A 19,012-nucleotide genomic window follows, 5' to 3' on the forward strand; every position below is an offset into this window, starting at 1 on the left:
CATGAACGGATGCTCACGGCCAGCAGCCCTCTGCCGTCGCGTCCGCAGCGCATCCTGGTCGCCGGCGGCAGCGGGTCGGGCAAGTCGACGCTCGCGGCTCGGATCGCGGAGGTCACGGGGTACCCCTATCAGGAGATCGACGCTCTGTATCACGGACCTGATTGGACGCCGCGACTCTCTTTCCACGACGAGGTGGACGCCTTCACCGCGCTGCCGTCCTGGGTGATGGAGTGGCAGTACACCTCGGTGCGATCACTGCTGGCCGAGCGGGCCGACTTGATGGTGTGGCTCGATCTGTCCCGTCGGGTGGTGATGCGCCAGGTCGTGCGACGCACCGTGACGCGCGCGCGGCGAGGAACGGAGCTGTGGAACGGCAACGTGGAGCCGCCGCTGCGCACGATCTTCACAGACGAGGACCACATCATCCGCTGGGCGTGGCGCACGCACCGCGACTGGGCGGATCGCGTCACGGAGGCGGAGCGCGATGCCCAGCCGCTGACGGTGGTGCGGCTCCGCTCCCGCGTCGAGGTCGATGCGTGGCCGACCGGCCCGCTCCACGATGCCTTCACGGCCGGCTGACTCGTCCAGCAGACGCCGCACCGCGGGTCAGGACGAGGCGTCCGGCGCGTCGATCGCGCCGCCGAAGCGGCGGTTGCGCGATGCGTACAGTTCGATCGCACGCCACAGGTCGGCACGGGAGAAATCGGGCCACAACGTGTCGAGGAAGACCATCTCGGCGTAGGCGCTCTGCCAGAGCAGGAAGTTGCTGGTGCGCTGCTCCCCCGAGCTGCGCACGAAGAGATCGACGTCGGGCAGGTCGGGCTGGTAGAGGTGTCGCTGGATGGTCTTCTCGCTGATGGCGGAAGGGCGGAGCCTGCCGGCGGCGACCTGCGCGGCGATCTCGCGCACGGCATCCGTGATCTCATTGCGGCCGCCGTAGTTGACGCACATCGTGAGCGTGAGCACGTCGTTGCCGGCCGTGAGACGCTCCGCGAACTGCAGCTCTTTGATGACAGAGGTCCACAGCCGCGGCCGTCGGCCCGCCCATCTGATGCGCACCCCCCACTCGTTGAGCTGGTCGCGTCTGCGATGCAGCACGTCGCGGTTGTACCCCATGAGAAAACGCACCTCATCGGGCGAGCGCCGCCAGTTCTCGGTGGAGAACGCGTACACGCTCAGGTGCTTCACGCCGATCTGCACGGCGCCCGCCACCACGTCGAGCAGCGCTGCCTCTCCTGCCTTGTGACCCTCGATGCGAGTGAGGCCGCGCTTGTTGGCCCACCTCCCGTTGCCGTCCATCACGAGTGCGACATGGTCGGGAACCGCGGATGCCGGCAGCCGCGGGGGGGTACACGCCCGTCCAGTCGAGCGGGCGGTAGGGCACGGCATCCCGGTGGGTGTACGGCTTGGGGGTCACGCGCTCTCTCCTGCGCTCGCGCGGGAGACGTGGGGAAGGGAGCGCAGGCCGCGCTCCAGGTGCCACTGAGTATAGGCGGACACGATGCCGCTCGCTCTCCCTCTGGTGGATTCGTCGGACGCCTCCGCGCGGGGCCAGTCGCCCTTCAGCAGCGCGGCCAGCAGGTCGACGACCTCCCGGCCGACTCGGGGCGCGCCGGTCGGCGCGCAGTCGTCGCAGACCACGCCGCCCAACTGGACCACGATGGTGTGGTGCTCCCCCTGCACCCCGCAGCGGGCGCAGGCGTCGAAGCTGGGCGCCCAGCCCGCGAGCGACAGCGCGCGCAGCAGATAGGAGTCGAGGGTCAGGGATGCGTCGTGCTCGTTGCGCGACAGGGAGCGCAACGCGCCGACGAGCAGCAGGTACTGCTGTGCGGAACCCTCCGACTCGGTGAGGCGATCGGCCGTCTCGACCATCGCGTTCGCGGCGGTGAAGCTGGCGTAGTCGGCGGCGATCTCGGCGCCGTATGCGCCGAGCGACTCCGCCTGATTGACGATGTCGAGGCTGCGGCCCTCGTAGAGCTGCACGTCGGCGACCATGAACGGCTCGAGCCGTGCGCCGAACTTCGATGCGGTGCGCCGAACGCCTTTCGCGACGGCCCGCACCTTGCCGTGCGCGCGGGTGAGCATCGTGACGATGCGGTCGGCCTCGCCCAGCTTGTGGGTTCTCAGCACGACGGCTTCATCACGGTAGGTGGGCACGCTCCATTATCGCCGCGGCGTCCGACGCACGCCGTGCACCGCCGTCCCGCACGGCGCCGGTGCCGCACGAGAATGGAACGGTGACCGATCAGCTGTTCACCATCCCCCTCTGGGCCGACCTCACCGCCGTCGGTCTCGGCGGCGTGCAGGGTGCGCTCTTCGCCTCCGGGTTCCGCGGCCAGCGGCGACTCGACTTGCTGGGTGTCGCCCTCATCGGCACCGTGATGGGGCTCGGCGGCGGGCTCATCCGCGACCTGCTGCTGGCGGTGCGACCGAGCATGCTCTCGAACAACTGGTATCTCATCACGGCCGTCGCCGCGGCGCTCGTCGGGATGCTGTTGGCCGGCCCCCTGCGCCGCGTGAACTCGTTGATCGTGGTGCTCGACGCGCTCGTGATCGGTCTCTTCGGAGCGTTCGGCACCGTGAAGGCACTGGCCCTCGGCGTGCCGCTCGTGCCCGCGGTGTTCGTGGGGATCTGCGCGGCGGTGGGCGGAGGCATCCTGCGCGACGTGATCATGGGACTGCCCGTCGCGATCATGCACGTCGGCTCGCTCTACGCCGTCGCCGCGGGCGCGGGATGCGTGCTCCTCGTCGTGCTGCACGCCTTCGGCATCGACTACATCGTCTCCGGGTTCGCGGGATTCGCCCTGACGGCAGTGATCCGCATCCTCGCCGTCGTGTTCGACCTCTCACTGCCCGAGCAGCGCATGCTCTACCGGCGCAAGGTCGCGGCCGAGACCGCCGCCATTCCGATCATCAGACGCCAGCAGTGAGCACGCGGGCTCAGGTGGCGTCCCAGAGCGCGCGGTAGAACGCGATGCGCTCCTCGTCGGCCTCCACGCCGTACGACTGATAGAAGAGATCGGTGTAGCCGGGGCCGTAGTTCCACTCCGTGCTCCACGCGCCGATCGCGATGTCGGCCCAACGGTCGGCGACGCCGAGACGTCCGAGGTCGACGTGGCCGGCCACGCTGCCGTCGTCGGCGAGCAGGGTGTTCGGCACGCAGGCATCCGCATGGCAGACGACGAGCCGATCGACGGCGGGAACGCGTGGAAGGCGGTCGAGGGCGAGGATCCGTTCCCGGATGCCCTCGTTCCTGCTGCGCGCCATACGCTCGTCGACCGACCACGAGAACGGGCACTCCGGAACGGGCAGGGCATCGTGCAACTGGCGCAGCCCGACGGCGATCGCTCGCACGGCCTGTGCGGGTTCGGCCCGCCAGCGTTCGCTCGCCGCGTTCTCGCCCGGGATCGCGGCCGTGACGAGCACGTCGCCGTCGGCATCCGAGGTGAAGTCGAGCACCCGTGGAACGCGCACGTATGGCGCCGCCCACGCCAGACGTTCCACTTCGGCCCGCAGGTCGAGCTCGCTCCGCGGCGGCGCCCACTTGGCGTAGACGGATGCCCCGCCGGCGTCGGCCCGCACGGTCACGCCACCGACCTCGTTGACCCACACCACCTGCTCGATGCGGTCCCCGAACCGCCTCGTGAGCGGCTCGGGGACCGGATGCGACGCGTCAGGCCCGCTCGGAAGCAGGCGTGCGCCCTTGGCCCCGACGGTCGTGCCCTGCTCTGGCGTCGACCAGCCGGGAGTCGTCGGCTCGGTCATTCAGACCGAGGCGAGCTCGCGCGACTCGACGCCGCCGACCCGCACCGCGCGGTTGACGGCCGAGACGATCGCCTTGAGCGACGCCGAGACGGTGTCGGCGTCGATGCCGACCCCCCACAGCCGGTGGTCGCCCACCTGGAGCTCGACGTAGGATGCCGCCTGAGCGTCGCCACCCTCCGACATGGTGTGCTCGACATAGTCGTAGAGCGAGATCTCCACACCGCGCTGCGACAGCATCGCGAGGAACGCGTCGATCGGACCGTTCCCCGACGACTCCGCCCACTCCACGTCGTCGCCGTCGCGCAGCTTCACGCGAAGGGCGACGGTGCCCGACTCGTCCTTCGTCGTCGCGGTGGACTGCACCTCGAAACGGCCCCACTTCTCCGTCTCTTCGACGCTCGGCAGGTATTCGTCGCTGAAGATGCCCCAGAGCGCTTCGCTCGTGACCTCGCCGCCCTCGGCATCCGTCTTGGCCTGCACGACGCCGGAGAACTCGATCTGCAGCTTGCGCGGCAGGTCGAGGGCGTGGTCGTTCTTCAACAGGTAGGCGACGCCGCCCTTGCCGGACTGCGAGTTGACGCGGATGACAGCCTCGTACGAACGCCCGAGATCCTTCGGATCCACGGGCAGGTAGGGAACCGCCCACTCGATCTCGTCGACCGTGGCACCCTGCGCCGCGGCATCCGCCGCCATGGCCTCGAAGCCCTTCTTGATCGCATCCTGGTGCGACCCGCTGAAGGCCGTGAACACGAGGTCGCCCGCCCACGGGTGACGCTCGCCCACCGGCAGCTGATTGCAGTACTCGACGGTGCGCTTGATGCCGTCGATGTCGCTGAAGTCGATCTGCGGGTCGATGCCCTGCGTGAAGAGGTTGACGCCAAGTGCCACGATGTCGACGTTGCCGGTGCGCTCTCCGTTGCCGAACAGGCATCCCTCGATGCGGTCGGCGCCTGCCAGGTAGCCCAGCTCGGCCGCCGCGATGGCGGTGCCGCGGTCGTTGTGCGGGTGCAGGGAGAGGATGACGTTCTCGCGGTGGTTCAGGTGCCGCGACATCCACTCGATCGAGTCCGCGTACACGTTCGGTGTCGCCATCTCGACCGTCGCCGGCAGGTTGATGATGACCTTGCGCTCCGGTGTGGGGACGAAGACCTCCATCACCTGGTTGCAGATGTCGGCGGCGAACTCCAGCTCGGTTCCGGTGTAGCTCTCCGGCGAATACTCGTAGTACACCGTGGTTCCAGGGACCGTGGCCTCCATCTGAACGCACTTGCGCGCACCGCTCAACGCGATGTCGATGATGCCCTGCTGGTCGGAACGGAAGACCACGCGCCGCTGCAAGACGCTCGTGGAGTTGTACAGGTGCACGATGGCCTGCTTCGCGCCCTTGATCGCCTCGTAGGTGCGCTCGATCAGGTGGTCGCGCGCCTGTGTCAGCACCTGGATCGTGACGTCGTCGGGGATGGAGCCCGAGTCGATGAGATCGCGCACGAAGTCGAAGTCGGTCTGGCTCGCACTGGGGAAGCCGACCTCGATCTCCTTGTAGCCCATGCGCACCAGCAGATCGAACATGATCCGCTTGCGCTCCGGACTCATCGGATCGATGAGCGCCTGGTTGCCGTCACGCAGATCGACGGCGCACCAGCGCGGCGCCTTCGTGATGCGGGCGTCCGGCCAGGTGCGGTCCGGCAGCTCAACGCGGATCTGCTCGTGGAATGGCCGATACTTGTGGATCGGCATCGCAGAGGCCTGCTGGGTGTTCTTCATTTCTCTTGCCTTCTTCTCGTTCTCGTGAAACGGGTGTCAGCCGACGACGAACTCCGCGACGAGGAAGGCCGAGTGGACTAAGCCCCGTCGCGGCAGCTAAGAAGAAGCAAGCCGAAGCGCACGAGAAAAGAGTACACCCCGAACGCGACGCCGAACGCCGTGCCGGGTCCCGGCCCGATCAGCGCCCTGCCACGAACCGCTGGCGGATGCTGCCGAGCCCCTCGATCTCGCTGGTCACGCTCTGTCCCGGCTCCAGATAGACGCGCGGGGTGCGGCCGAGGCCGACGCCATCCGGCGTGCCGGTGAAGATCACGTCGCCGGGAAGCAGCTCGACGAGCGCCGAAAGCTTGGCGATGAGCACGGGCACGCTGAAGATCATGTCGCGGGTCCGACCGTTCTGCAGCACCTCTGTGGTGCCGTCGGTGCGCGTGAGCGTGCAACCGATCGACAGATCAGACCTCTCGGCGACCGCGTCGATCTCGTCGAGGGTGACGACCGCGGGGCCGATCGGCGCGAAGCCCTTCAGCGACTTGCCGATGCTGAACTGTGCCGGCTCGCCCCAGAACTGCACCGTGCGGTCGCTGATGTCTTGGCCGATGGTCAGACCCGCGACATGGTTCCACGCGTCGGCCTCTGCGATGTTCCTGCCGCCCTCGCCGACGACGGCCACCAGCTCGACCTCCCAGTCGACGGTGTCACCGGTCAGCTCGACGTCGACGTCGGCTCCGGCGAAGCTCGAGACGAACTTGGTGAACACCATCGGGTTCTCCGGCACCTTCAGCCCTGACTCGCCGGCGTGGCTCGCGTAGTTGAGACCGATGGCGAACACCTGCGGCGGGCGCGGAACGGCGGGACCGAGGTCGGAGGCAGCGTACGGGGCGCCGGTGGAGGCATCGTGCGTCGAGGCCCACAGCACGAACTCGTGCCAGCGCTCGTACACGGCCTGCGGGTTCGAGGAGAACGCGCCGTCGCTCGCCCGCTCGACGTCGACGGCCAGGTCGCCATCGAGGATCACGAGTCGTCCTGAAAGGTTTGCGATGCGCATTCTTGCCTGCTTTCGAGTCGCACGATGAGCGAAGTGTGTCGACAAACATCGGATGTCTGTCCGAGAAGAACTCTAATGGATGCCGCGACGGCCTTGCGCCGCGGATCTCACCTCGTGAGGAAGTCGCGGATGCTCTCCCCCAGCGCCCTGTCCGTCACCGCGCTCATGTGATTGCCGGGCACCTCGACGAAGCGCGCCAGCGGCATGGCGTCGGCGAGCTCTGCGCCGGAACCCAGTCCGTGATCGTCGGCGCCCATCACGACGAGGGTGGGCGTGGCGATCTCCGCAAGCTCCGCTTCGGTGGCGCCGACGGAGGTCTCGAGCACGAGGCGCAGCGCGACGGGGTCGCCGTCGTTCGTGCGCAGGAACGCCTCGGAGCGCCACTCGGCACTCCCCCGCTCGTGCGTGCCGAGGCCGTCGAAGACGCCACGATAGAACTCGTTGCGCTTGTCGACCTCCGTGATGCCGGCGAGACCCATGCCCGCGACGACCGCACGACCGGGCTGGGCGCCGCGCACGAGCATCCGCACCGTCGTGCGGGCGCCGAGCGAGTAGCCGCCGAGATCGTAATCGGTGAGGCCGAGGTGCGCGATCAGGGCGAACGCGTCGTCGGAGAGCACGTCGCGCGGGTAGCGCTGCGGGTGGTGCGAGCGGTCGCTGTCGCCGTGCGCGCGCAGGTCGGGCATGATCACGCGGAAGCCGGCGTCGACCAGGGTCTGCGCGGTTCCGTAACGGATCCAGTTGACGTACGCCGTGGAGAAGAAACCGTGGATGAGCACCAGAGGTCTCCCCTCGCCGAGCTCGCGGTAGGCGAGCATGGCGCCGTCGCTGCCGGAGAAGTGACGGGCGGGGAGGTCGGGTGTGCGTGGCATCCCTCCAGCCTACGGATCGCCGACGGTCGGGGAGGCCGTCACTCGACGGCGAGCGCTGCGACGGGAGACACGGACCCCGCTCGGCGCGAGGCGACGATGCCGGACACCGCCGTGATGAGGATGCCCGCGCCCACGATGATCCCGATCATGGGCCACGGCACCGCCGGCGCGATGACGTCGTGAACCAGTGAGCCGAGCAGTGACTGCGCGGCGACCCAGCCGTAGAGGATGCCGAGAGCCAGTCCGAAGGCGATCGCGGCGACCGTGAGCTGGGCGCCCTCGAGCAGGATCATGCCGCGCAGCCGACCACGGCTGAACCCGAGCGCCCTCAGCAGTCCGAGCTCGCGGATGCGCTGCAACATGCCGACAGTGAGCGTGTTGACCAGCCCGACGGCGGCACTGAGTGCGGAGAAGCCCGCCAGCACGGAGAAGACGACGATGGTCACCGAAATGGTCTGGCCGAGGGCGGCGCGCCACTGCGGGGCGTCGTTCAGCTGGGCGAGAGTGACGTCGCTGTAGGTCGTGAGCGCGACCGCGAACGTCGTGACCAGGGTCACGCCGATCACGAGGGCCATGGTGGCGCGCGTGCTCCGCTCCGGGTAGCGCGCGGCGTTGGCCGCGGCGATGCGTGCGGCCGGCGCGCGTCCGAACGTTCGACCGACAAGCGCGAGCACGGCAGGCATGATGATGCCGGCGCCGACGAGAACGCCGGAGAACGAGAGCACGCCGCCGACGAAAGCGACCAGCAGACCGAGCGGCACGCGCAGTCCGACGACGACGCCGAGCGCGAGCAGTCCGGCACCGAGCAGAAGAAGCGCGATCATGGCTCCTGCGCGCAGTCGTGGACGAGACGTCGCACCCGCCGGTGCCGCTGCTGCCGCCGTCGCCTCCAGTGGTGAGACGGCCGTGACGCTCCTGCAGCCGATCCATGCGGCGAGCCAGGTCGTGAGCACCACGATCAGCACGGGCCCGACCAGCGTCGGCGACAGCAGGTCGTAGCGCGCAGACGGGAGCCACCCCTGAGCTGTTCCGATCGCCGTGGTCACCGAGGCTGCGGAGACGCCGACGAGCAGACCGGCGGCGGCGCCGAGTGCGCCGAGCCAGAGACCCTCGGCCGCGAGGGAGCGGCGCACGATCGACGCTTCGGCGCCCAGCACGCGCAGCAGGGCGATCGACCGCCGGCGTCCCGCCACCACCGTGGCGAACGTGTTCGCCGTCACCACGGCGCCGACGTAGACCGCGAGCAGAAGGAACACGGCACCGACGACGGCGATCGCCACCCCTATCGAGCCGCCGTCGACGCCCGCGGCCCCTGCGGCATCCGTGATGAGCACCGTCGACTCCACGAGCGCGACCCCGAACAGTGAGCTGACGCCCGCCACGAGCACGGTGGCGACGTTCTCCCGCAGGGTTCCGCCCGTGCGCAGACGGCGGCTCATCGCACGACCTCGACGGACAGCATCAGGTCGGCCACCTCGGTCGGCGAGAGGGGGCCGCCATCATGCACGATGCGGCCGTCGGAGAGCATGACGATGCGGTCGGCGTGACTCGTGGCGACGGGATCGTGGGTGACCATCGCGATGCTCTGTCCGTGGCTGCTCGATGCCTCGGCGAGCAACGCGAGCACCTCGCGCCCCGTGCGGGTGTCGAGGTTGCCGGTCGGCTCGTCGGCGAACACCACATCGGGACGCGTCGCCAGAGCGCGCGCGATCGCCACCCGCTGCTGCTGGCCGCCCGAAAGCTCGTGCGGCCGGTGACCGACGCGAGCTGCCAGACCCAATGAGTCGATCAGCCGCTCGATCCAGGCCTCGTCGTCGGCGGTCGGCCGCCGTCCGTCGAGTTCGAACGGGAGCAGGATGTTCGCCCGCACATCGAGCACCGGCACCAGGTTGAACGACTGGAACACGAAGCCCGCGCCGCGTCGGCGTGCCTTGGTGAGCGCGCGGTCTCCGAGCGCTGTGAGCTCGTACTCCCCGAGCCACGCTCGGCCCGCCGTCGGCGTGTCGAGCCCGGCCATCATGTGCATGAGGGTCGACTTGCCCGAGCCCGACGCCCCGATCACCGCGGTGAACTCACCGCGTCTGATGCCCACGGAGACGTCGTCGAGAGCCATGACGGCTCCATCGCCGGTCCCGTACGTCTTGGTGAGGCCGGCAACCCGTGCGGCCAGGCCGAGGTCGTTCGAGGAGATCTGCATAGTCCTCACGCTATGAACGAGGGGATGTCGCGCACGTCGACCCCGCGGGGCATCCGCATGCATCCGGAGGATGATCCTCGATTGCGGCCGCGCGTGCGTCGACGTCAGTCGACGAGGCCGTTCTCGTACGCGTACGCGACCAGCTGCACCCGGTCGCGCAGCCCCAGCTTCGTGAGCACGCGTGAGATGTGGGTCTTCACCGTCGCCTCGGAGAGGAACTCCTTGGCGGCGATCTCCGAGTTGCTGAGCGCCCTGGCGGCGAGATCGAAGATCTCCCGCTCCCGCGAGGTGAGCGTCTCCAGCTCGACGGGAGCACGTCGTTCCGCGCGTGCCGAGAACTGTTCGAGCAGACGTCGCGTTGCGCTCGCGGCGATCACGGCGTTGCCCGCGTGCACGGTGCGGATGGCGGCGAGCAGGAACTCGGGGTCGGCGTCCTTGAGCACGAATCCGCTCGCACCGGCCTGGATGGCTCTCGCCGCGCTCTCGTCGACATCGAACGTGGTGAGCACGAGCACCCGTGGTGTCGGTCCGGCGTTGCGGGCGACGATCTGCGCCGTGGCCGCCACACCGTCGAGCTCGGGCATGCGCACGTCCATGAGCATGACGTCCGGCCGTTCGCGCGCCGCGAGCTCGATCGCTTCGAGGCCGTTGGATGCCTCGCCGGCGAACTCGAGGTCGGCCTGCGACTGGATCAGCATGCGCACCCCGGCGCGGAACAAGGCCTGGTCGTCGACCAGGGCGACACGGATGCGATCGCTCATCTCTTCCCCTCGCCACCGGCGGCCGGCAGCATCATGGTGACCTCGTACATGCCGTTGCCGACGGAGCCGGCGGCCAACGAGCCGCCTGCCAGAGTCGCGCGCTCGCGCATGCCGGGCAGGCCGTGCCCCGCAGAGCCACCGACGGGAGGCGGCGAGTCTGCTCGCGTGGCGTTGGCGACGCGCACGTGCACGGCGTCCGGCTCCCACCGTAGTTCCACCGTGACCACGCCAGCGCGGTCGCCGTGGCGCAGAGCGTTCGTGAGCGACTCCTGCAGCACCCGGTACGCGGCGATCTCGCTCACCTGAAGCAGGGGAACGGGTACGCCGGAGGTGGTCTCGGTGATGCGCAGACCTGCGGCGCGCATCCCCTCGACGAGCACGGGAAGATCGGCGAGGCCCGGCTGCGGACCTCCCTCCACTTCGTGCCGAAGCTGGGTCAGCAGCTGCCGCACTTCGGCCAACGCCGATCGTGCCGTGGCGGAGATGGTTCCGAGCGCGGTGTTCTGCACGGCGGGATCGGTCTGCCCTGCATATCGTGCTCCGTCGGCCTGGGCGATGACGACAGCGAGCGAGTGGGCCACGACGTCGTGCATGTCACGCGCGATGCGGGTGCGCTCCTGCTCGACGACCGTCTCGTAGGCGGCGCGCTGTGCGGCCACGGCCGCTTCGATCTTGGCCTCCCTGGACTGTCTGACGATGCGGGTCAGCAGGCCGAGCGTCCAGCTCAGTGCGAGCACCGTGACCATGCCGATCGAGACCGCGAGAAGCTCGATCAGCGTGCGCTGCACCCCGTAGAGCGGGCTGTAGTAGTCGGTGCTCGTCGACAGGGTCATGTAGGCGGCCGCGATCACTCCACCGAGGATGGAGGAGCCGAGTCCTGTCCAGCGCTCGGCGGGTCGCCCGTAGCATGCCGAGGCGTAGGCGACGCCGAGCACGGCGAGGTCGGCGGCGTTGACGGGGACGAGGAAGCCGATCTGGATCAGCGCTGCAGCCCACGTGCCGGCCAGGGCGAGCGTCGGCGAGAGCCGTCGAACCGCCAACGCGGCGCAGAACAGCACGACGACGATGGAGGTGGCGAGAGGATGCCTCAGCAGCACGCTCCAGATGGAGATCAGGAACAGCACACCCGCGACGACGAGGTCGAAGATCAACTGGCCTCTGCCGAGCGGACGGATCACCCCTGCAACGCTACGCGGCGCCGAGGGCGGCGTTGTCCGCTTTCGACGTGAATCATCCTCGCGTCGCATGCGAACACCACGAACGGACCACGGCACGGCTCAGAACCCGAGTCGGCCCAGTTGCTTCGGGTCGCGCTGCCACTCCTTCGCCACCTTCACGTGGATGGCGAGGAAGACCTTGCCGCCGACGAGCGGCTCGATCTGCCTGCGCGCCGTCTCGCCGATGGCGCGCAGCCGCGAACCGCCCTTGCCGATCACGATAGCCTTCTGGCTGTCGCGCTCCACGAAGAGGTTGGCGTAGATCTCGGTGATCGGCTTGTCGTCGCGCTCCACGATGTCGTCGATCGTCACGGCGAGCGAGTGCGGCAGCTCGTCCCGTACGTCTTCGAGCACCGCTTCCCTGATGTATTCGGCGATGCGGTCCTCGAGCTGCTCATCGGTGATCGCGTCGTCCGGGTACAGCTGGGGCGAGACGGGCAGCAGCCGGATCAGCTCGTCGACGAGCAGGTCGAGCTGATCGTGACGCACGGCGGAGAGCGGGATGATCGTGTCCCAGTCCCGCAGGGCGGAGACGGCGAGCAGCTGGTCGGCGACGGCGGCCTTGCCGACGGCGTCCGTCTTCGTGACGATGGCGACCTTCTTCGCACGCGGATAGTCGTCGAGCCGCTCGTTGATGAACTTGTCGCCTGGACCGATCTTCTCGTCGGCGGGAACGCAGAAGCCGATGGCGTCGACGTCGCCGAGCGTCGCCTGCACGAGCGTGTTCAGGCGTTCGCCGAGGAGCGTGCGCGGGCGGTGGATGCCCGGGGTATCGACAACGATCAGCTGACCGTCGGGCCGATTGACGATGCCCCGGATCGCGCGCCTCGTGGTCTGCGGCTTGGAGCTCGTGATGGCGACCTTCTCGCCCACGAGCGCGTTCATCAGCGTGGATTTGCCCACATTCGGCCTGCCGACGAACGAGACGAAGCCGGCGCGGAACTCCTCGCCGTGCCCGTCGCCGTGCTCGCCCTCGCCGCGGCGCTGCTTGCGATCGCTCATCTGTCTCGTCCCTTCGTCGCTGCGGACTCGTGTTCGGTGCCGGATGCCGGCCCCTGGGCAGAAAGCGGCGCGGTGGATGCCTCGTCGAGCCCGAACAGCGCGGTGTCGCGTTCGGCCACCACGGTGCTGATCACACGTCGCCTGCCTTCAGCGCGATCCGCCGTCAACCTGAGCCCGTCGATCGTGGCCACCGACCCCTCGGCGGGAAGCCGGCCGAGCACCTTGGAGAGCAGGCCGCCGACGGAGTCCACGTCGTCGTCGTCGAGCTCGATGCCGAACAGGTCGCCGAGCTCATCGACGGGAAGGCGGGTGCTCACCCGGAACCGGCCGTCGCCGAGCTGCTCGATCATCGGCACGTCGTGGTCGTACTCGTCGGAGATGTCGCCGACGAGCTCTTCGATGAGGTCTTCGAGCGTGACGAGGCCTGCGATGCCGCCGTACTCGTCGACCACCATCGCCAGATGGTTCGACTCGAGCTGCATCTGGCGCAGCAGCACATCGGCCTTCTTCGACTCCGGCACGAACAAGGCCGGCCTGACCAGCTCGTCGACCGTGGCCACGTCGACGTCGAGAGGGCGCTCGTACGCCTGCTTCGCCACATCGCGCAGATAGAGGATGCCGGCCACCTGGTCGACGTCGTCACCCACCACGGGCACACGCGAGACGCCCTTGGCCAGAAAGAGGCTCATGGCCGATGCCACGCTCGCCCCCGAGTCGATGGTCACCATGTCGGTGCGCGGGATCATCACCTCGCGGACGAGCGTGTCCCCGAACTCGAAGATCGAGTGGATCAGCTCTCTGTCGTCCTCTTCGAGCACGTCGAGCTCGGTGGCCTCGTCGACGATGCTGAGCAGCTGCTCCTCGTTCGCCACGGCGGCCGAGCGGGCTCGAGACGGGGTGACCCGGTTGCCGAGCACGACGAGACCTCGTGCGATGGGGCCGATCAGCACGCGGATGCCGTGCACGAGGGGGGCTGTGGCACGCAGCATCCCCTTCGCGTGCGCGCGCCCGACGCTGCGCGGGCTCGTGCCCACGAGCACGAACGACGCTCCCGTCATGATCGCGGCGGCGAGGATGAGCGCGAGCCACCACTGTGGCACCAGGCTGGAGAAGGCCAGGGTGACGAGCACCGCCGCTGTGGTCTCGGCGATGATGCGCGCGAAGCTGACGGCGTTGAGGTGCGCGCCCGGATCGTCGGCGACGGCCGTGAGCGAGGCGCGGAAACGCGACGTCTGCGCCAGCTCGGCGATGTCGCCGCGCGATTGCACCGAGATCGCGGCGTCCACCGCAGCCATCAGGCCGCCGAACGCCACCAGCAGCACTGCGACGACGAAGAACAGCGCGATCACGAAGCGCTCCCGCCTATCGTCGTCGTTCGGCGACGGCGAAGCCCACCAGAATGTCGCGCTGGATGGCGAACATCTCGCGTTCCTCGTCGGGCTCCGCGTGGTCGAACCCGAGCAGGTGCAGGATGCCGTGGGTCGTCAGCAGCTTCAGCTCGTCCATCAGACCGTGGCCGGCGGCCTCCGCCTGTGCTCCGGCCACCTGCGGGCAGAGCACGACGTCGCCGAGCAGTCCGGCAGGCGTCGGCTCGTCTTCGGTGCCCGGGCGCAGCTCGTCCATGGGAAAGCTCAGCACGTCGGTCGGGCCCGGCTCGTCCATCCACTGCACGTGCAGCTGTTCCATGGCGGCCTCGTCGACCAGCAGGATCGCGAGCTCGGCCTCGGTGGAGACGTGCATCATGTCGAGCGCGAAGGCGGCGAGCCTCTGCAAGGCGGCCTCGTCGACCTCGACGGCCGACTCGTTGTTGACTTCGATGCTCACGGTGTCCTCTTGCTGTCGTTCGTTCGTCGGCCGGTTCGCGGTGCGGGCGTCGGAGATCTCATCCGCGCTCCCGCATGCTCATCGGCGCTTGGGGAGGTGGTCGCGCGGCATGCCGGAGCGACGCTCCGCGCGGTTCGCGAACTCACGCGCCTGTTCGCGCTCGTAGTGCTCGGCCTGCCTGCGCGCGTCGTACTCGGTGTAGGCATCCACGATCCGCCCGACGAGCGAGTGCCGAACGACGTCGTCGCTCGTGAGGCGTGAGAAGTGGATGTCATCGATGCCGTCGAGCACGCGTGTCACGAGCCGCAGACCGCTCGCGGAGGACGGTAGGTCGATCTGCGTGATGTCGCCCGTCACCACCATCCTGGAGCCGAAGCCCAGACGCGTGAGGAACATCTTCATCTGCTCCGGCGTGGTGTTCTGAGCCTCGTCGAGCACGACGAACGAGTTGTTGAGGGTTCGTCCGCGCATGTAGGCGAGCGGGGCGACTTCGATGGTGCCGCTGGCCAGCAGCTTCGGCACGAGCTCCGGGTCCATCATCTCGTTGAGCGCGTCGTAGAGCGGCCTCAGGTAGGGGTCGATCTTGTCGGTGAGCGTGCCGGGCAGGTAGCCCAGCCGCTCGCCTGCCTCGATGGCGGGCCTGGAGAGGATGATGCGTTCGACCTCTTTGCGCTGCAGCGCCTGCACGGCCTTGGCCATCGCCAGGTAGGTCTTGCCCGTGCCGGCCGGGCCGATGCCGAACACGATCGTGTTCTGATCGATGGCGTCGACGTATTCCTTCTGTCCGAGAGTCTTGGGTCGGATGCTCTTGCCCCGCGAGGTCAGGATCACCTGCCCCAGCACGTCGACGGGCTTGGAACCACCGCGCAAGATGCGCGCCGAACTCTCTACCTCCACCGGTCCCAGCTCCTGTCCATCCCGAACCATCACGAGCAGCTCCTCCACCAGCCGACGGGCCGCCTCGACCTGCTGCCCGTCGCCGGTGAGGGAGATGTCATTGCCTCGCACATGCACGTTGACGAGGGGGGAACTGCTTCTCGATCGTCGTCAGCAGGCGGTCTTGGGCGCCCAGAAGACGCACCATCGCCACACCGTCGATGTGCAGCCGGGCCTCCACGGCCCCCGACACTCCCTGTGTCTCCCCCGTCGCGCCGACCGGAGCCGGCGTCTCGTCACTTCGAGCCAAGTGTTCCTTCCGCCAGTCCTCCGCCGAGCACATGAGCGTGCACGTGGAAGACGGTCTGTCCTGCGGCCTCGCCGTTGTTGAAGATCAGGCGGAACTCACCGCCCGTGCGCTGGTCCGCGATCTGCTTCGCCACCTCGACCACGTGCGCGAGCAGCGCGGAGTCCGCCGCCGCGAGTTCCACCACATCGCGATAGGCCTCCGTCTTCGGCACGATCACCACGTGCACGGGGGCCTGCGGCGCGATGTCGTTGAACGCGATCACGCTGTCGTCTTCGTAGACGACGTCGGCGGGGATCTCCCTGCGGATGATGCGCGTGAACACGCTCGGCTCGGTCGAAGTCATGCCTGCCATTCTATGAAAGCGGTCCGACAGGCGGCGAATGTGATCACCAGCGTCCGAGCGCGGCGTTCAGCACCGCGATGGCCGCCGGTCCCGCGCTGGAGGTGCGCAGCACGGAGTCGCCGAGGCGCACGGAGGTCGCACCGGCCTCGCGCAGCAGCGCGGACTCCCCGGGCGAGACGCCGCCTTCCGGGCCGACGACGAGCACGAGGTCGCGGTCGTCTGCGGCCTCGAAGCGGATGCCGGTGAGCGGCTCGGGCGCGCCCGGCTCGAGCACGAGCATCCTGCTGCCCGCGGCCCGCAGCGTCAGCTGCTTCGTCGTCACCGGATCGGTGACCTGGGGCAGCCAGGAACGCACCGACTGCTTGGTCGCCTCGCGCACGATGCTGCGCCAGCGCTGAACGCCCTTGCGCACCTTGTCGCCGCTCCATCGTGAGACCGAGCGGGTCGCCTGCCACGGCACGACCTCGTCGACGCCGAGCTCCACGGATGTCTGCACCGCCAGCTCGTCCCTGCCGCCCTTGGCCAGCGCCTGCACGAGCACGATCCGCGGTCGCGCCGCCTCTGTGCGGTCGAGGCGCCGCACCTGCACGATCACACGGGACGGATCGGCCGTGGTGACGATCCCGTGCATGAGAAGGCCGCGGCCGTCGGAGACCGTCAGGTCATCGCCGACGCGCGTTCGGCTGACGCCGACGGCGTGCTTGGCCTCCGCCCCGTCGAGCTCGATCTCGCCGCCGACCGTCGCGTCGGCGAGATCCTCGCGCAGGTAGAGGTTGGCCATGTCAGAGGAACCGATCGCGCAGCTTGGCGAACAGACCCTGCTGGAAACGTGCGAGTGCTGGGGTGTCCTGCTTGTGGTGCGCGGCGAACTGCTCGATCAGCTCGCGCTCCTTGCGATCGAGCTTGGTTGGCGTGACGACCTGCACGCCGACGCGGAGATCGCCGCGCCCCGAGCCGCGCAGGTGCGTGATGCCGCGGCCCTTCACGGTGAGCACGTCGGCGCTTTGCACGCCAGCCTTGATCTCCACGTCGATGTCCCCGTCGAGCGCCTTCACCGTGGCATGCGTGCCGAGCACGGCATCCGCCATCGAGACCGTCAGCGTGCACAGCAGGTCGTCGCCGTCACGGCTGAACACGTCGTGGTGGCGCACCTTGATCTCCAGGTACAGGTCGCCGTTGGGGCCGCCCGCCGGTCCTGCCTCGCCACTGCCCGGCATCTGCAGCCGCAGCCCGGTGTCGACACCGGCGGGGATGTCCACCGGCACGGTCCGACGCGCACGCACGCGGCCCTGACCCTGGCAGGTGACGCAGGGCGTCGCGATGACCGTGCCGTAGCCGCGGCACGTGCCGCACGGCGACGAGGTCATCATGTTGCCGAGCAGCGAACGCACGGTGCGCTGGATGCTGCCGGTTCCGTGGCAGATGTCGCACGTCACGGGCGAGGTGCCCGGCTGGCAGCACGAGCCTCCGCACGTCTCGCAGACCACGGCGGTGTCGACCTCGAGGTCGCGGTGCGCCCCGAAGATCACCTCGTCGAGATCGACCTCGACCCTCAGCAGGGCGTCCTGGCCGCGCTCGCGACGCGACCGCGGACCGCGCTGCTGTCCTGCCGCGCCGCCGCCGAAGAACGTGTCGAAGATGTCGCCGAAGCCGTTGAAGCCCGCCCCCTCGAATCCGGCCTGCGGGCCGAGATCGTACTGCTGACGTTGCTGGGGATCGCTGAGCACGTCATAGGCGTGGGTCACGAGCTTGAAACGCTCCGATGCCTCGGGGCTGGGGTTCACATCGGGATGCAGCTCACGGGCGAGGCGTCGGTACGCCTTCTTGATCTCGTCGGGGCTGGCGTCGCGCGCGACGCCCAGGACTTCATAGTGGTCGGCCACAGAAGGGGGGTTCCTTTAACTTTGTCGTGTGCTGATTCTCGGTCGGCCAGTGCTCACCTGGCGATCATTCGCCGAGCAGCCGGGACAGATAGCGGGCCACCGCGCGCACGGCGGCCATGTTGTTGGAGTAGTCCATGCGGGTGGGGCCGAGCACGCCGAGCCGAGCGACGTCGGTGCCGCTGCCCGCATATCCGCTGGCGACCACCGAGGCCTCGGAGAAGAGCGCTGTCGCGTTCTCGCGGCCGATGAGCACGGAGACGCCATGCTGCTCCTGCGCCATCTCGCCGAACAGCTTGAGCAGCTCGACCTGCTCTTCGATCGCCTCGAGCACCGGAGTGACACTCCCACTGAAGTCGTGCTCGGTGCGCACGAGGTTGGCGGCGCCGGCCATGATCAGGCGCTCCTGCCTGGTGGACTCGATCTGTTCCACGATCACCTGGCAGAGCGCCGCCGCCTGCTCGCGCGACTGCGGCGTCCAGCGATCGGCCGGGAGGGATGCCGCGAGCCCGCGAAGCACGGATGCCGCGTCGGCCAGGCGCATCCCGGCCGTCTGTGCGTTGACCTGCGCTCTCAGCTCGGCAAGGGCATCCTCACCGAGCTCTCCGTCCGGCTCCCCCACGCCCTGCTCCACGACGCCGGAATCGGCGATGAGCACGCAGAGAACGCGCCGAGGCGCGAGCGGCACGAACTCGATGTGCCGCACCCGCGCCCTCGAGACCGACGGGTACTGCACCATCGCCACCTGGTGTGTGAGTTGCGCCAGCAGCCGAACGGTGCGCGCCAGCACGTCGTCGACGTCGACCGACTGGCCGAGGAACACCTCGATGGCCTGTCTCTGCGCCGACGACAACGGTCGAACGTCGGACATGCGGTCCACGAACAGGCGGTAGCCCTTGTCGGTCGGCACCCGTCCCGACGACGTGTGCGGCGCCACGATCAGGTCTTCCTCTTCGAGAGCCGCCATGTCGTTGCGGATGGTCGCCGCGCTGACGCCGAACCCGTGCCTGTCGACGATGCTCTTGGAGCCGACGGGCTCCCGGGAGGCGACGTAGTCCTGCACGATCACCCTGAGCACCTCGAGGCTGCGTTCGGTCACCATCCCGACATCGTCCTCCAGGCTCGTCGCTCAGCAACGGCACCGCGCCGCTGGCAC

The 19,012-nt window shown here is 68.9% G+C and carries 19 protein-coding genes and 1 pseudogene; 2 read left to right on the plus strand and 18 right to left on the minus strand.

The genetic code is table 11. From position 1 onward, the window contains the following. The first annotated feature begins 9 nt into the window (after positions 1-9). The gene (locus tag FPZ11_RS03360; RefSeq protein ID WP_146318365.1) at positions 10-579 is read left to right on the plus strand and encodes a P-loop NTPase family protein; all 570 of its coding nucleotides are present in this window, start codon (positions 10-12) and stop codon (positions 577-579) included. A gap of 27 nt (positions 580-606) precedes the next feature. Here the strand turns inward: FPZ11_RS03360 and FPZ11_RS03365 are convergent, their stop codons facing one another. Beyond that, the gene (locus FPZ11_RS03365) at positions 607-1,389 is read right to left on the minus strand and encodes an isoprenyl transferase (protein WP_146318367.1); all 783 of its coding nucleotides are present in this window, start codon (positions 1,387-1,389) and stop codon (positions 607-609) included. 24 nt (positions 1,390-1,413) lie between these two features. Next, positions 1,414-2,157 carry a DNA repair protein RecO gene (recO, locus tag FPZ11_RS03370; protein ID WP_146318369.1) on the minus strand — a complete coding sequence of 248 codons (744 nt, stop codon included), beginning with the start codon at positions 2,155-2,157 and terminating at the stop codon, positions 1,414-1,416. A gap of 80 nt (positions 2,158-2,237) precedes the next feature. Between recO and FPZ11_RS03375 the strand changes: the two genes are divergently transcribed. Further along, positions 2,238-2,930, plus strand: a complete 693-nt coding sequence (locus FPZ11_RS03375) for a trimeric intracellular cation channel family protein (protein ID WP_146318371.1) — start codon at positions 2,238-2,240, stop codon at positions 2,928-2,930. Positions 2,931-2,940: 10 nt separating this feature from the next. On the opposite strand, the gene FPZ11_RS03380 is transcribed toward FPZ11_RS03375, so the two are convergent. The 16 genes and pseudogenes from FPZ11_RS03380 to hrcA form a co-directional block, all read right to left on the minus strand. Then, positions 2,941-3,765 carry an aminoglycoside 3'-phosphotransferase gene (locus FPZ11_RS03380; protein WP_146318373.1) on the minus strand — a complete coding sequence of 275 codons (825 nt, stop codon included), beginning with the start codon at positions 3,763-3,765 and terminating at the stop codon, positions 2,941-2,943. Further along, positions 3,766-5,529 (minus strand): 2-isopropylmalate synthase, encoded by a 1,764-nt coding sequence (gene leuA / locus FPZ11_RS03385; protein WP_146318375.1) that lies wholly within the window; start codon positions 5,527-5,529, stop codon positions 3,766-3,768. A gap of 178 nt (positions 5,530-5,707) precedes the next feature. Continuing rightward, positions 5,708-6,574, minus strand: a complete 867-nt coding sequence (locus FPZ11_RS03390) for a fumarylacetoacetate hydrolase family protein (RefSeq protein WP_146318377.1) — start codon at positions 6,572-6,574, stop codon at positions 5,708-5,710. 107 nt (positions 6,575-6,681) lie between these two features. After that, entirely contained in the window at positions 6,682-7,446 is a 765-nt protein-coding gene (locus FPZ11_RS03395; protein WP_146318379.1) for an alpha/beta fold hydrolase, read from the minus strand. 38 nt (positions 7,447-7,484) lie between these two features. Next, positions 7,485-8,885: an ABC transporter permease gene (locus tag FPZ11_RS03400; RefSeq protein WP_146318381.1), complete on the minus strand. Its 1,401-nt coding sequence runs from the start codon at positions 8,883-8,885 to the stop codon at positions 7,485-7,487. After that, positions 8,882-9,643 (minus strand): ABC transporter ATP-binding protein, encoded by a 762-nt coding sequence (locus FPZ11_RS03405; RefSeq protein ID WP_146318383.1) that lies wholly within the window; start codon positions 9,641-9,643, stop codon positions 8,882-8,884. The genes FPZ11_RS03400 and FPZ11_RS03405 overlap by 4 nt, the downstream gene beginning before the upstream one ends. A 104-nt stretch (positions 9,644-9,747) precedes the next feature. Then, positions 9,748-10,404 (minus strand): response regulator, encoded by a 657-nt coding sequence (locus FPZ11_RS03410; RefSeq protein ID WP_146318385.1) that lies wholly within the window; start codon positions 10,402-10,404, stop codon positions 9,748-9,750. Next, on the minus strand, positions 10,401-11,582 hold the full coding sequence (locus FPZ11_RS03415; RefSeq protein ID WP_246846508.1) for a sensor histidine kinase: 1,182 nt from the start codon (positions 11,580-11,582) through the stop codon (positions 10,401-10,403). Before FPZ11_RS03415 ends, FPZ11_RS03410 begins: the two co-directional genes overlap by 4 nt. Before the next feature lie 99 nt (positions 11,583-11,681). Continuing rightward, complete coding sequence (era, locus tag FPZ11_RS03420; protein ID WP_146318389.1) at positions 11,682-12,623, minus strand: GTPase Era; 942 nt, start codon at positions 12,621-12,623, stop codon at positions 11,682-11,684. Next, positions 12,620-13,969 carry a hemolysin family protein gene (locus FPZ11_RS03425; RefSeq protein ID WP_437438634.1) on the minus strand — a complete coding sequence of 450 codons (1,350 nt, stop codon included), beginning with the start codon at positions 13,967-13,969 and terminating at the stop codon, positions 12,620-12,622. Before FPZ11_RS03425 ends, era begins: the two co-directional genes overlap by 4 nt. A gap of 16 nt (positions 13,970-13,985) precedes the next feature. After that, complete coding sequence (gene ybeY / locus FPZ11_RS03430; protein ID WP_146318391.1) at positions 13,986-14,447, minus strand: rRNA maturation RNase YbeY; 462 nt, start codon at positions 14,445-14,447, stop codon at positions 13,986-13,988. Between the two features lie 78 nt (positions 14,448-14,525). Further along, positions 14,526-15,531: pseudogene (locus FPZ11_RS03435) on the minus strand (PhoH family protein). Positions 15,532-15,619: 88 nt separating this feature from the next. Next, positions 15,620-15,976, minus strand: coding sequence for an HIT domain-containing protein (locus FPZ11_RS03440; RefSeq protein WP_146318393.1), 357 nt, complete (start codon positions 15,974-15,976; stop codon positions 15,620-15,622). A 43-nt stretch (positions 15,977-16,019) separates the two neighbouring features. Then, positions 16,020-16,757, minus strand: a complete 738-nt coding sequence (locus FPZ11_RS03445; RefSeq protein WP_146318395.1) for a 16S rRNA (uracil(1498)-N(3))-methyltransferase — start codon at positions 16,755-16,757, stop codon at positions 16,020-16,022. Between the two features lies 1 nt (position 16,758). After that, positions 16,759-17,859 carry a molecular chaperone DnaJ gene (gene dnaJ / locus FPZ11_RS03450; protein WP_146318397.1) on the minus strand — a complete coding sequence of 367 codons (1,101 nt, stop codon included), beginning with the start codon at positions 17,857-17,859 and terminating at the stop codon, positions 16,759-16,761. 64 nt (positions 17,860-17,923) lie between these two features. Further along, positions 17,924-18,958 (minus strand): heat-inducible transcriptional repressor HrcA, encoded by a 1,035-nt coding sequence (gene hrcA / locus FPZ11_RS03455; protein ID WP_146318399.1) that lies wholly within the window; start codon positions 18,956-18,958, stop codon positions 17,924-17,926. Positions 18,959-19,012 lie beyond the last annotated feature (54 nt).

This window comes from Humibacter ginsenosidimutans (assembly GCF_007859675.1).
GTDB classification, from domain to species: Bacteria; Actinomycetota; Actinomycetes; order Actinomycetales; family Microbacteriaceae; genus Humibacter; species Humibacter ginsenosidimutans.